The organism is Nocardia sp. NPDC088792 (genome assembly GCF_044750615.1).
Classification (GTDB): domain Bacteria; phylum Actinomycetota; class Actinomycetes; order Mycobacteriales; family Mycobacteriaceae; genus Nocardia.
In genome coordinates this window covers 1698370-1711714 of sequence record NZ_JBIVKC010000002.1, presented here as the reverse complement: position 1 = coordinate 1711714, position 13345 = coordinate 1698370, and the positions used below count along the sequence as shown (strand labels likewise).

The window sequence follows — 13345 nt, the reverse complement described above, 5'->3', positions numbered from 1 at the left end:
CGATCTTCGAGCGGGCCGGGCGCATGTCCCGGAAGAGGCTTACGGGAATCCGTAAGGAACCTAACCAAGGAAGAAAGATGCCCCCGAAGAAGAAGAAGGTCTCTGGGCTCATCAAGCTCCAGATCAAGGCTGGTATGGCCAACCCGGCTCCGCCGGTCGGTCCGGCGCTGGGTCAGCACGGCGTCAACATCATGGAGTTCTGCAAGGCGTACAACGCGGCGACCGAGTCGCAGCGCGGCGACGTCGTCCCGGTCGAGATCACGGTCTACGAAGACCGCTCGTTCGACTTCAAGCTGAAGACGCCGCCCGCCGCGCGTCTGCTGCTGAAGGCCGCCGGAATCCAGAAGGGTTCGGCCGAGCCGCACCGCCTGAAGGTCGCGCAGATCACCATGGACCAGGTCCGGGAGATCGCCAAGACCAAGCAGACCGACCTGAACGCCAACGACGTCGACGCCGCGGCGAAGATCATCGCAGGCACCGCCCGCTCGATGGGTATCACCATCGCGGAGTAGGGCTCCGCGGCGAGCGCGTCAGGCCCGGAGGCGGAAGCCTGCGTAACCACGCAGGGCCCGCGATCGCCGCAGTAGTTACTGAGCTCTTGTGGGAGGGACCGCCTGTCCCGCACCACTTCTGACTTAGACAAGGACAGATAATCATGGCAAAACGAAGCAAGGCTTATCTCGAGGCGGCCGCCAAGGTCGACCGCGCCGCGCTCTACGCTCCGCTGGCCGCCGCGCGCCTGGCGAAGGAGACCGCGACCACCAAGACCGACGCGACCGTCGAGGTTGCCGTCCGTCTGGGCGTCGACCCGCGCAAGGCGGACCAGATGGTCCGTGGCACCGTCAACCTGCCGCACGGCACCGGCAAGACCGCGCGCGTCATCGTGTTCGCGGTCGGCGACAAGGCCGCCGAGGCCGAGGCCGCCGGTGCGGACGCCGTGGGCGCCGAGGATCTGATCGAGCGCATCCAGGGCGGCTGGCTGGACTTCGACGCCGCGATCGCGACCCCGGACCAGATGGCCAAGGTCGGTCGTATCGCGCGTGTGCTGGGCCCGCGTGGCCTGATGCCGAACCCGAAGACCGGCACCGTCACCCCCGATGTCACCAAGGCTGTCAACGACATCAAGGGCGGCAAGATCAACTTCCGCGTCGACAAGCAGGCCAACCTGCACTTCGTCATCGGCAAGGCTTCCTTCGACGACAAGAAGCTGGCCGAGAACTACGGCGCCGCCCTCGACGAGATCCTGCGTGTGAAGCCCTCCACTGCGAAGGGCCGCTACGTCAAAAAGGTGACCTTCTCGACGAACACCGGACCGGGCATCCCGGTGGACCCGAACCGCACCCGCAACTTCGCCGAAGAGGACTGACCTCGCCGGCGCGGTAACGCGTAGCAACGCAAGAAGCCCGAAGGGCCGGTACGGATCTCCGTACCGGCCCTTCGCTTTTCATGGTTCTATCCGGCTCCAGAATTCAGCGGGAACGCCCTTTTCTTTGTGGAGCCAGGCGCCTGGATCGCGAAATCCCTTGTCTGCGAAGGCTTCCTGAACCAAGTCCAGGACGTCGTCCCCGGGTTCTCCGCCGAGGGCGAAACGGATCAGGGGGAAGGACGAAGGCGTAAACGTCCATCCCCATTCGTATTCGGCGTAGGGGCCGCCGAGGTCTCGGCCGTCGAAGACGAGGTTGCCGGAGGAGGCTAGGCGAGCGTCCACATACCAGCGGTCGTCGCCGGCGACGAGGCGGATTGTGCGCTCGGGCTCTTGGGTCACCCCGGATTCGTACCACCGCCGACCCCGTTTTGGCAGATAGATGCGCGTCCGCTATATTGGACAACGGTCATCGCGACACTCCTCGGAGATTCTGCCGATGATCACCCCAAATCGTTCTACCGAAGACCGTTGGTTGCTGCCGTCAGGCGGCTGAAGGTCCGGCGATATTGCCGGCGGCCCACGCAGGGAGAGCCGAGGTAGGGAAACCCGCGAGAAATCGCGATCGTTTCTTGTGCGCCCCGGGTTCGCTCTGCGACCGGGGCGTTAGCTTTGTCGCCGGCCCCTGTGGCGGAACTCGGTAGTTCATACGAGAACCGACCATCCAGAGAGGAGGCGAAGTATGGCAAAGGCTGAGAAGGTCACCGCGGTTGCGGAGATCACCGAGCAGTTCAAGTCCTCCACGGCGACTGTTGTCACGGAGTACCGTGGCCTGTCCGTTGGCAAGATCACCGAACTGCGTCGTGCGCTCGGTGCGAACGCTACTTACTCCGTCGCCAAGAACACCCTGGTCAAGCGTGCCGCCGCCGAGGCGGGCGTGGAAGGCCTGGATGACTTGTTCGTCGGTCCGACCGCCATCACCTTCATTACGGGTGAGCCGGTCGACGCCGCGAAGGCGCTGAAGGCGTTCGCCAAGGACAACAAGGCGCTCATCATCAAGGGCGGCTACATGGACGGCACTGCGCTGTCCGTGTCCGAGGTCGAGCGCATCGCCGACCTGGAGTCGCGCGAGGTGCTGCTGGCCAAGCTGGCCGGCGCCATGAAGGGCAACCTGTCGAAGGCTGCGGGCCTGTTCGCCGCCCCCGGCAACCAGGTCGCCCGCCTGCTGGCGGCCCTGCAGGAGAAGAAGCAGGCCGAGGGTGGCGCTGCCGCTCCGGTCGCCGACGCTGCTCCGGCCGACGCCGAATAAGTCACTTACCCAAACCTTTTCGTTCGCCGCTCGCGCGGTGACGAACCCACCGAAAGGAAATATCAATGGCCAACGTTGATGAGCTGCTCGAGACCTTCGCCGGCATGACCCTGCTGGAGCTGTCCGAGTTCGTGAAGGCGTTCGAGGACAAGTTCGAGGTCACCGCTGCCGCTCCGGTCGCCATCGCCGCCGCGGGTGGCGCTGCTGCCCCGGCCGAGGCCGCCGAAGAGCAGGACGAGTTCGACGTCATCCTCGAGGGTGCCGGCGACAAGAAGATCCAGGTCATCAAGGTCGTGCGTGAGATCGTCTCCGGCCTGGGCCTGAAGGAAGCCAAGGACCTGGTCGAGGGCGCCCCGAAGCCGATCCTGGAGAAGGTCGCCAAGGATGCCGCCGAGGCCGCCAAGGCGAAGCTGGAAGAGGCCGGCGCCAAGGTCTCCGTCAAGTAAGACGCAGCGACAACGCTCGGAAAGGGCGGTTCCCTTTGGGGGACCGCCCTTTCAGCGTATTCTGCGGGCGTAATTCGGCCGGGTCGGAAAATTCCGTCCGGTGTTTTCTACTCGCCAGTCAGGTCTCGGTGTCCGAGACGGCACGGATGCGATACAGTGGCCGAACCTACTGTGATGCGCCACACCCGCGCAGAATTTTCGTGGAAAGCACCAGTGGGTCGCTCGTCTGAGAATGTGGAGGTAGGCGTGGGCGTCGAGGTCAGGACCGAAGGCATCACCAAGTCGTTCGGTTCGCAACGTATTTGGCAGGATGTCACCCTGACGCTGCCTCCGGGGGAAGTCAGCGCGTTGCTCGGCCCCTCCGGTACCGGTAAGTCGGTCTTCCTGAAGTCCCTGATCGGGTTGCTGCGCCCGGAGAAGGGCTCGATCTATATCGACGGCACCGACATCACCACGTGCTCCAACAAGGAGCTCTACGAGATCCGCAAGCTGTTCGGCGTCCTCTTCCAGGACGGCGCGCTGTTCGGTTCCATGAACCTCTTCGACAATGTGGCCTTCCCGCTTCGTGAGCACACGAAGAAGAGCGAGGCCGAGATCAAGAAGATCGTCATGGAGAAGCTCGAGCTGACCGGTCTGCTCGGCGCGGAAGGCAAACTCCCGGGCGAGATCTCGGGTGGTATGCGCAAGCGTGCCGGCCTGGCCCGCGCCCTGGTGCTGGACCCGCAGATCATCCTCGTCGACGAGCCCGACTCCGGTCTGGATCCGGTTCGTACCACGTATCTCTCGCAGCTGTTGATCGATATCAACGCGCAGATCGATGCGACGATCCTGATCGTCACGCACAACATCAACCTGGCTCGTACGGTGCCGGACAACATCGGCATGCTGTTCCGCCGCAATCTGGTCATGTTCGGCCCGCGCGAGGTGCTGCTCACCTCGGAGGAGCCGGTCGTCAAGCAGTTCCTCAACGGCCGCATGCAGGGTCCGATCGGCATGTCCGAGGAGAAGGACGAAGCCCAGATGGCCCGCGAGCAGGCCATGTTCGATTCGGGTCACCTGGACGGCGGCGCCGAAGAGGTCGAGGGCATCATCCCGCAGATGAAGGCGCAGCCGGGTATGCCGGTGCGGCAGGCAGTTTACCGCCGGCGTGAGCGGGTCAGGCAGATTCTGCACACCCTGCCGCCGGCCGCGCAGGAGGCCATCCGGGAGTCGCTGGAGCAGAACGGCGATGCCGAGACGACGGTCCTTCCCGCATATCAGGGCGCGTACGACACCACGGTTCGACAGAACCTGACTAACGGGTAACATACGCGGCGTGAACCCTACCCTGACGCGGCTGCGTACCCCGGTCGAGTCGGGTCTTGCCCAGGCCGGCAACATATTCGCACTACTTCTGGACGTCGTCCGTAAGACGTTCCGCCGGCCCTTCCAGGTCCGGGAGTTCATCGAACAGTCGTGGTTCATCGCGAGTGTCTCGATCCTCCCGGCGGCCCTGGTGGCAATCCCCTTCGGCGCTGTCGTGGCCCTCCAGACGGGCTCGCTCATCAAGCAGCTCGGTGCGGAGAACTTCACGGGCGCGACCAGCGTGCTGGCAACAGTGCAGCAGGCCGCCCCCGTCGTTACCGCTCTCATCATCGCCGGTGCGGCAGGTTCCGCCGTGGCCGCCGATCTCGGCTCGCGCACCATCCGCGAGGAGATCGACGCCATGGAGGTGCTGGGCATCGATCCCATTCAGCGCCTGGTGGTTCCGCGCGTGCTGGGCATGATGCTGGTCGCCTTCCTGCTCAACGGCCTGGTCTCGGTCGTCGGCATCTGCGGCGGCTATTTCTTCAATGTCGAGCTGCAGGGCGGCACGCCGGGCGCGTACCTGGCGTCCTTCTCCGCGCTCGCTCAGATTCAGGACCTGGTGATCGGCGAGATCAAGGCGCTGATCTTCGGTGTCGTGGCGGGCGTGATCGCCGCCTACAAGGGTCTGCATCCCAAAGGGGGACCGAAAGGAGTGGGTGACGCCGTGAACCAGTCCGTGGTTATCACGTTCCTGGTGCTGTTCTTCCTCAATCTCGTGCTGACCCTGATCTACCTTCAGGTCGTCCCGGCCAAGGGCGCGTGATCCATGGTCGTTTCGCAGCGCTCCACCGTTTTCTCGAGGTCGGCGCGCCGGGTCACCGGCGTGCTCAAGGCCCCCGTCGCCGTGGTCGACAAGGCCGGCGACCAGATGTCGTTCTATTCGCGGGCCATCGCCTGGATCCCGAAAACCGTTGTGCACTACCGCAAGGAGGTCATGCGGCTGCTGGCCGAGGTGACCTTCGGCTCGGGTGCGCTGGCGGTCATCGGCGGCACCATCGGCGTCATCGTGTTCATGTCCGCGTCGGTGGGTGTGGTCGTCGGCCTGCAGGGCTTCAAGGCCCTCGACTCGCTGGGTTCCGGTGTCCTCACCGGCTTCCTGACCGGGTACATCAATACCCGTGAGCTCGCGCCCCTGGTTGCGGCGCTGGCCCTTTCGGCCACGGTCGGTTGTGGTTTCACCGCGCAGCTGGGCGCCATGCGGATCTCCGAGGAGATCGACGCGCTCGAGGTGATGGCGGTGCCGTCGGTGCCGTTCCTGGTGACCAGCCGCGTGATCGCGGGCTTCGTGGCGGTGATCCCGCTGTACATCGTCGGCCTGCTGGGCACGTATGTGGCATCGCGGTTGATCAGTATCTATTTCAACGGGCAATCGAGTGGTTCCTATGACCACTACTTCTATTTGTTCCTGCCACCCGAAGACGTGCTCTATTCGTTCGCGAAAGTGCTCATATTCGCGTTCGTGATCATCCTCGTGCACTGCTACTACGGCTTCAACGCCTCCGGCGGTCCCGCCGGTGTGGGTGTGGCCGTGGGCCGGGCGGTGCGTTCCGCGATCGTGCTCATCAACGTGCTGGACTTCTTCCTGTCCCTGGCGATCTGGGGCACGACGACGACGGTGCGGGTGGCCGGATGAGCAACCCGGATCGCGTGCAGTTCTGGCGTTCCACCGAGAAACTGCGCAGCCGCACCCTGGGCGTGCTGTTCTTCGTGGTGGTGGTGGCGTTCCTGTGGACGACCATCGCCATCTACAACAAGCAGTTCACGTCGGTGGTGAAGGTCAACCTGATCACCGACACGGTCGGCAACGCCCTGACCCGCGACGCGGATGTGAAGGTGCGCGGCGCGCTGGTCGGCGAGGTCCGGTCCAGCGATTACGACGGCAAGAACGTCACCCTGCACCTGGCCATCGACCCGGACAAGGCCGATCGCATCCCGGCGAACGTGACCGCGCGCCTGCTGCCCAAGACCTTGTTCGGTGAGCGCTACGTCGATCTGGTGTGGCCGGAGCAGCCGCAGGGCCAGCTGAAGGCGGGGGACACCCTGCATCAGGACAGCAGCGGCAATGCCATCGAGGTGAGCCAGCTGCTGGACCATATTCTGCCGTTGCTGCAGGCGCTGCCGCCGCAGTACCTGTCCTCCACCCTGGGCGCGCTGTCCAATGCCCTGCAGGGTCAGGGCGCGGAACTGGGGAAGACCATCGATCGGCTGGACGAGATCTTCACGCAGGTGAACACGGAAATGCCCACGCTGCAGCAGGATTTGCGCAGCCTCGCGGATGTGGCCGACACCTACTCGGACGCGCTGCCGCAGCTGGTGGACGCGCTGGACAACTTCCGCACCACGAATGCGACGGTGGTGCAGAAGCGTTCGCAGGTCGACACGCTGCTGGCGACCCTGACCCCGAGCGCCTCGACCACCGCGGACTTCCTGCTGGCCAACCGCGACAACATCATCGACGTGGCCGCGGATTCGCGGCCCGCGCTGGAGGCGCTGGCGAAGTACTCGCCCGGCTACACCTGCGCGCTCAAGGATTTCGCGGAACTCAAGCCGCGCATCGACGAGCTCTTCGGTAAGGGCACGGATCTGCCGGGTTCCCGCGTGAGCGTGTCCATCGTGAACCCGCGCGGCCGCTACCTGCCGAATCAGGATGAGCCGCGCTGGTTCGACACCCGCCCGCCGGCCTGTATCCCGAACTACCCGCTGGGCACGGATCCGGGTCAGTACACCAACGGTTCCGCCAATGACGGCTCCTATCAGCCGCCCAGCCGCAATCCGGGTGACCAGTCCGTCGGTATTCAGCAGGCGCCGCAGTTGATAGTCATGGGCCCCGTCCCGGCGACCACCATCGGCTCGCCCGCCGAGCAGCGCACGCTGGGCACCATCTACGGTGCGGCACAGGGTGTTTCACCGGATCAGGTGCCGAGCTGGGTGACCAGGATCGGGGCACCGGCCTTCCGCGGCAGCGAGGTGACCGTCAAGTGAAGGATCTGCTGCGCGGCCTCTGGCCGACCCTGACCAAGCTCATCGTCTTCATCATCGTGACCATCTTCGCCACCGGCATGCTGGCGCTGACCATCGCGAACTACAGCGGCGGCGGCACCGAGTTCAAGGCCGACTTCACCGATGTCACGTCGCTGAACAAGGGCGACGAGGTGCGGATCGCGGGTGTGCGGGTCGGCAAGGTCACCGACATCTCGATCAAGGACAAGCGTCTCGCCGAGGTGCAATTCCAACTGGCGGACCGGAATTGGCTGCCCGCCTCCACCACCGCGACCATCAAGTACCGGAACCTGGTGGGCCAGCGCTACATCGCGCTGGAACAGGGCACCGGCGAGCAGGGCCGCAAGCTCGGCAAGGGCTCGACCATCCCGCTGGAGCGGACCAAGCCCGCACTGAACCTGACCGAACTGTTCAACGGTTTCCGGCCGCTGTTCGTGACGCTCACACCGGATGACGTGAACAAGCTGTCCTACGAGATCATTCAGGTCTTCCAGGGCGAGTCGGGCACCATCGCGGATCTGGTCTCCAATACCGCGGCCCTGACCAACAAGATCGCCGACAAGGACGCGGTGATCGGCGCGGTCATCAAGAACCTGAACGCGGTCCTGGACGCGGTCAACGCCCACGACGGCCAGCTGGATCAGCTGGTCGTGAATACCGAGGCGCTGGTCACCGGCCTGAACAACGACCGCGGCACCATCGGCTCGGCCGTCACCTCGCTCGGCAATCTGGCCTCGGCCACCGCCGATCTGCTGGTGCCGACCGTCCCGAATCTGCAGGGCGCCATCGCGGGCCTGAACCAGCTCACCGGGACCCTCGACAGCCGCAAGGACGATGTCGACCAGGCCCTCACCAACCTGCCGATCAAGATGGACAAGCTGGGTCGCGCCGCCTCGTACGGCTCCTGGTTCCAGTTCTATCTGTGCGGCATCGACATCGTCGCCGGACCGGGCCTGAAGGATGCACCGCAACTGAACATCCCGCCCGCCATCGCGAACCTGCCGACCGTCAATCAGCCGATCTACACGAATCCGGCGCCGCGTTGTCACGGGAAGGGTAGTGGCCGCTGATGGACGACCGCATCGTGCTCGGTAAGCGCAGCCCCGCGTTCATGGGTGGCCTGGGACTGGTCATGGTACTGCTCGTGACCATGTCCGCTTTCAGCCTGGACAAGCTGCCGATCCTCGCCGCCGGCACCAAGTACACCGCCGAATTCTCCGAGGCCGCCGGCCTGAAATCGGGCAATGAGGTGCGTATCGCCGGCGTGAAGGTCGGCACCGTCTCCGACGTCGGCCTGGACGGCGACAAGGTGCTGGTGTCCTTCCGCACCCAGGACGCCTGGATCGGGGATCAGACCACCGCGTCGATCCAGATCAAGACGCTGCTGGGCCAGAAGTTCCTGGCGCTGGACCCGAAGGGCTCCAAGGTCGCCGATCCGGCAAAGCGGATTCCGTTGTCGCGCACCGTATCCCCGTACGACGTGGTGGACGCGTTCAGCGACGCCGCCAAGGACATCGAGGAGACCAATACCGATCAGCTCGCGCAGTCCATGCGGGTGCTGTCGGATGCCTTCTCGACGACCCCGCCGGAACTGCGCAGCTCCATCGACGGCGTGAGCCGCCTGTCGGAGTCCCTGGCCAAGCGCGACGACCAGCTGGTGAAGCTGTTCGCCGCCACCAAGAAGACCACCCAGGTGCTCGCCGACCGCAATCAGGAATTCCAGCGGCTCATCTCCAACGGCGGGCAGTTGCTGGCGGAGCTGAACGTGCGCCAGCAGTCCATCGCACAGCTGCTGTCCGGTGCGAAAGCCGTTGCGGCGCAGCTGTCCGCGCTGGTCAAGGACAACGAAGAACAGATCGGCCCGGCGCTGACCAATCTGAACAAGACCATCGACATCCTGAACAACCATCAGGCCGACATCTCCAAGACGCTGACCTTGGCCGCACCCTTCTACGGGCTGTACTCCAATGTGCTCGGCAACGGCCGCTGGTTCGACGCGGTCATCACCAACCTGATTCCGCCCGCCCTGCCCGATATTCCGGGCGACCGTCCGCCGATCCGGAAGTTGGGAGGTTAACTCGTGGCGAGCAATCCGCTGAACGCCCTCAGGGCGACCAGCCGTAAGAGCAAGCTCATCGCCGGCGTGGTGATCCTGGCTCTCGTGGCCGGCGGCCTGGGCTGGTGGGGTTTCGTGCGATACAACACCACCACCATCACCGCCTACTTCGACAAGTCCATCGGCATCTACTCCGGATCCGATGTGCGCATCCTGGGTGTGCCGGTGGGACACGTGGATTCGGTGACCCCGCAGGGCGACCTGGTGAAGGTCGTCCTGAAGGTGGACCGCAAATACGACATCCCCGCCGACGTCAAGGCCGCCCAGATCACGCCGTCGGTGGTGTCCGACCGCTACATCCAGCTGGCGCCCGCCTACAAGGGCGGCCCGAAGATGGGGCGCAATGCCACCATCCCGAAGGACCGCACCGCGACCCCGGTCGAGGTGGACCGCCTCTACAAGTCCATCACCGACCTCTCGGATGCCCTGGGCCCCAACGGCGCCAACAAGGACGGCGCGCTGAACGAGCTGGCGCGCACCGGCGCCCAGAACCTGGCCGGCAACGGCGACGCGCTCGGCAACAGCTTCACCCAGCTGTCCAAAGCGGCCAAGGCGCTCTCGGATTCGCGCACCGACATCTTCGACACGGTGAAGAACCTGCAGGTGTTCGTGCAGATGCTGGCCGACAACGACGACCAGGTGCGGCAGTTCAACACGCAGCTGGCCTCGCTGGCCGGCTTCCTCGCCGACGAACGCCAGACCCTCGGTGAGGCGCTGAACCTGCTGTCCGTCGCGCTCGGCGATGTGGCCCGGTTCATCGACAACAACCGGTCGCTGGTGCAGTCCAACGCGGACGCGCTGACCAAGCTCACCCAGACCCTCGCCGATCAGCGCGACGATCTGGCGAAGGCGCTGCCGCTCATTCCGACCGCGCTCAGCAACCTGATCAACGTGCACGACGCCGAGACCGGCACGCTGAACATGCGCCCCAACTTCACCGACCTGCAGAACCCGTTCGGCACCATCTGCGAGCTCATCGACCTCGGCAAGCTGCGACCCGGCGACCCCAAGTTCGACGCCATCGCCCGCCAGATGAAGCCGATCCTGGACAGCTGCAAGGTGATCACCGATCAGCTCGCGGCGGGCGTGAAGACGCCCACGCTGGTGCTGCCCTTCGGCATCCTCAGCGGTGACAACGAGCAGCGCAACGTGGCCCCGGGCACCGTCCCCGGCAACCCGTCCGATCAGCAGCCGCCGTCGCAGCAGGAGGGTGGACAGCGATGAGCGTCAAGACAATCCGCACCGCGGCGATCGCTGCCACGCTGGGCGCGGTCACCGTGATCGCGGCCGGCTGCGGCAATGGCGCGTACAGCATTCCGCTGCCCGGCGGTGCGAGTGTCGGTGATCACCCGATGCACCTCGACATCCGGTTCAAGGACGTGCTGGACCTGGTGCCACAGTCCGCGGTCAAGGTGGACGGTGTCGCCGTCGGCCGCGTGGACAAGATCGAGATCGCCCCCGACAACGCCTGGGAAGCCAGCGTCCGGGTACTCGTGAACCCGAGCGTGAACCTGCCCGACAACGCCCTCGCCGCGGTCAAGCAGACCAACCTGCTGGGTGAGAAGTACGTCGACCTGTCCGCGCCCGCCAACGGCGCCGATGCCGCACGGCTCAAGGACAATTCGAAGATCCCGGTGCAGAACACCACCACCTCCACCGAGGTGGAACAGGTGCTCGGCGCCCTGTCCCTGCTGCTCAACGGCGGCGGCGTGGCCGAACTGCAGCCCATCGTGTCCGAACTCAACAAGGCCCTCGACGGCCGCGAGACCAAGACCCGGGACCTGCTGCAGCAGGCCAACACCCTGATCCACGGTCTCGACCAGCAGGTCGACGACATCACCCGCGCCCTCGACGGGCTGGACAAGCTCAGCAGCCGGGTGGCGACGCAGACCGACCAGATCACCAAGGTGCTCGACGAACTGCCCGCCGGCATCAAGATCCTCAACGAGCAACGGCCGCAGCTGATCCAGCTGCTCACCCAGCTGGATCGGGTGGGCCAGGCCGGTTTCGACGTGCTGGACCACTCCAAGGACAACCTGATCACCGACCTGAACGCGCTGCGGCCCACACTGCAGGAACTCGGCAAGGGCTCCAACGATCTGGTCGACGCCTTCCCGCTCATCCCCACCTATCCGTTCCCCGACGAGGCGATCAAGTCGGCGTTCGGCGGTCAGGTCAACACCTGGCTGTCGGTGGACCTGCAGATCGGCACCCTGCTGTCGAATCTCGGTGTGGGCAAACAGGATCCGCAGTACATCCCGCCGCAGGGCCGGCCGGTGTACGTGGATCCGACCAACCCGTACTACAACGGCAACGGCCCCCGCCCCGGCTGGCCGACCGTCTCCCTGCTGCCGCTGCCGCCGACCGTGGTGCGGCCCACCGGGCAGCCCGGTCCGACCGATCCACTGGGATCGATCCTTCAGCAGCTGGGAGTGGGTGGTCCCAAGTGAGCCGTCTGGTACGTAACCAGCTGGTCGCGTTCGTGGTCATCGCGGTGCTCGGCGTCGCCTTCGTCGGCGCCAAGTACGTGCGACTCGACAACATGCTCGGAATCGGGCTGTACCACGTCAAATTGGAGATCGACAACACCGACAAGCAGGCCGCCAACACCGGCAACCTGTCCAAGGGCGCCGAGGTCACCTACCGTGGCGTCCCGGTCGGCCGGGTCGGCAGCACCGACATCACGCCCGACGGCGTGGTCATCGACCTCGAAATGGATTCCGGCGCACCGAAGGTCCCCGCCAACGCGAAAGCCGTTGTGGCCGACCGTTCCGCCATCGGTGAGCAATACGTGGACCTGCAGCCGACCGCCAACGGCTCGCCCTACCTGCGCGACGGATCCGTGATCACCGGTGCGACGCTGCCGATTCCGGTGGAGACGCTGCTGTCCAGCGTGGACAGTTTCGCCAGCACCACCGACCTGGCCGCGCTCAGCACCACCGTCACCGAACTCGGCAAGGCCTTCGACGGCCGCGGCGACGACCTCAAGGTGCTGGTGGACTCGCTCAACAAGTTCACCGCCACCGGCATCGACGCCCTGCCCCAGACCATGGACCTGATCCGCCGCGCCAAGACCGCGCTCGGCACCCAGGCCGACCAGTCCAGCGCCATCCGGCAGTTCAGCGACGGCCTGGATCAGCTGACCGCGCAGCTGAAGTCGAACGATCCGGATATCCGCCGGCTCATCGGCACCGGCACCAGCGCCGGCAGCGCCATCCAGCACCTGCTGCAGGAGAGCGGCCCGGCCCTCACCAAGGACCTGACCAACCTGCGCGTCCTGCTGGCCGCCATCTCGCCGAAGTTCTACGCCCTCGGCCCGGTGCTGTCCATGCTGCCGCTGCTGCCGCTCGGCGGCACCTCCACCGTCCCCGGCGACGGCACCACCCACTTCGGCCTGGTGCTGGAAACCAACAACCCGCCCGCCTGCACCGTCGGTTACGAAGGCACGCAGGCGATCATCGCGCAGCAGAAGGCGCAGAACCCGAACTTCGACGACACGCGCGACGACTTCCCGTTCAACACGGACGCGAAATGCACTGCCCCACAGGGCAGCGACACCGACGTCCGCGGCGGCGCCCGGGCCGAGCTGGCCGATCCCAGCGTCGCCCAGCCCTGGGACGACAAGCCCAAGACCGACCCGGAGAAGCTCAACCTGAACCCCGTCGCCACCCAGCTGGCCACGCTCATGGGCGTGACGCCCAAGCACTGACCGCAACAGCGGTGGCGACTACGCCCGCGGCGCGCATCCCGCTGCGCCGCGGGGA

Annotated in this window: 14 protein-coding genes; 13 read left to right on the top strand and 1 reads right to left on the bottom strand. The window is 65.6% G+C overall.

Annotated elements, in window-relative coordinates:
• The first annotated feature begins 77 nt into the window (after positions 1 to 77).
• Both rplK and rplA read left to right on the top strand, forming a co-directional pair.
• Positions 78 to 512, top strand: a complete 435-nt coding sequence (rplK, locus tag ACIP5Y_RS16900; protein ID WP_400351044.1) for a 50S ribosomal protein L11 — start codon at positions 78 to 80, stop codon at positions 510 to 512.
• A gap of 143 nt (positions 513 to 655) precedes the next feature.
• Positions 656 to 1366 carry a 50S ribosomal protein L1 gene (gene rplA, locus ACIP5Y_RS16895; protein ID WP_400351043.1) on the top strand — a complete coding sequence of 237 codons (711 nt, stop codon included), beginning with the start codon at positions 656 to 658 and terminating at the stop codon, positions 1364 to 1366.
• Positions 1367 to 1444: 78 nt separating this feature from the next.
• Here rplA and ACIP5Y_RS16890 read toward each other — a convergent pair whose 3' ends face one another.
• Positions 1445 to 1765, bottom strand: a complete 321-nt coding sequence (locus tag ACIP5Y_RS16890) for a hypothetical protein (protein ID WP_400351042.1) — start codon at positions 1763 to 1765, stop codon at positions 1445 to 1447.
• Between the two features lie 340 nt (positions 1766 to 2105).
• Between ACIP5Y_RS16890 and rplJ the strand changes: the two genes are divergently transcribed.
• The 11 genes from rplJ to ACIP5Y_RS16835 all read left to right on the top strand — a co-directional run bounded on the left by rplJ (position 2106) and on the right by ACIP5Y_RS16835 (position 13290).
• Positions 2106 to 2672: a 50S ribosomal protein L10 gene (gene rplJ / locus ACIP5Y_RS16885; RefSeq protein ID WP_400351041.1), complete on the top strand. Its 567-nt coding sequence runs from the start codon at positions 2106 to 2108 to the stop codon at positions 2670 to 2672.
• Between the two features lie 65 nt (positions 2673 to 2737).
• Entirely contained in the window at positions 2738 to 3118 is a 381-nt protein-coding gene (gene rplL, locus ACIP5Y_RS16880; protein ID WP_400351040.1) for a 50S ribosomal protein L7/L12, read from the top strand.
• 246 nt (positions 3119 to 3364) lie between these two features.
• Entirely contained in the window at positions 3365 to 4423 is a 1059-nt protein-coding gene (locus ACIP5Y_RS16875; protein WP_400351039.1) for an ABC transporter ATP-binding protein, read from the top strand.
• A 10-nt stretch (positions 4424 to 4433) separates the two neighbouring features.
• A complete protein-coding gene (locus ACIP5Y_RS16870) occupies positions 4434 to 5228 on the top strand; it encodes an MlaE family ABC transporter permease (protein ID WP_397014656.1) in 795 nt (264 codons plus the stop codon).
• Between the two features lie 3 nt (positions 5229 to 5231).
• Complete coding sequence (locus ACIP5Y_RS16865) at positions 5232 to 6098, top strand: MlaE family ABC transporter permease (RefSeq protein ID WP_397014658.1); 867 nt, start codon at positions 5232 to 5234, stop codon at positions 6096 to 6098.
• On the top strand, positions 6095 to 7447 hold the full coding sequence (locus ACIP5Y_RS16860) for an MCE family protein (RefSeq protein WP_400351038.1): 1353 nt from the start codon (positions 6095 to 6097) through the stop codon (positions 7445 to 7447). The genes ACIP5Y_RS16865 and ACIP5Y_RS16860 overlap by 4 nt, the downstream gene beginning before the upstream one ends.
• A gap of 8 nt (positions 7448 to 7455) precedes the next feature.
• The gene (locus ACIP5Y_RS16855; RefSeq protein WP_400351300.1) at positions 7456 to 8535 is read left to right on the top strand and encodes an MCE family protein; all 1080 of its coding nucleotides are present in this window, start codon (positions 7456 to 7458) and stop codon (positions 8533 to 8535) included.
• On the top strand, positions 8535 to 9542 hold the full coding sequence (locus ACIP5Y_RS16850; RefSeq protein ID WP_400351037.1) for an MCE family protein: 1008 nt from the start codon (positions 8535 to 8537) through the stop codon (positions 9540 to 9542). The genes ACIP5Y_RS16855 and ACIP5Y_RS16850 overlap by 1 nt, the downstream gene beginning before the upstream one ends.
• Before the next feature lie 3 nt (positions 9543 to 9545).
• Positions 9546 to 10805 carry an MCE family protein gene (locus ACIP5Y_RS16845; protein WP_400351036.1) on the top strand — a complete coding sequence of 420 codons (1260 nt, stop codon included), beginning with the start codon at positions 9546 to 9548 and terminating at the stop codon, positions 10803 to 10805.
• Positions 10802 to 12031, top strand: coding sequence for an MCE family protein (locus tag ACIP5Y_RS16840; protein ID WP_400351035.1), 1230 nt, complete (start codon positions 10802 to 10804; stop codon positions 12029 to 12031). Before ACIP5Y_RS16845 ends, ACIP5Y_RS16840 begins: the two co-directional genes overlap by 4 nt.
• Entirely contained in the window at positions 12028 to 13290 is a 1263-nt protein-coding gene (locus tag ACIP5Y_RS16835; protein WP_400351034.1) for an MCE family protein, read from the top strand. The genes ACIP5Y_RS16840 and ACIP5Y_RS16835 overlap by 4 nt, the downstream gene beginning before the upstream one ends.
• Positions 13291 to 13345 lie beyond the last annotated feature (55 nt).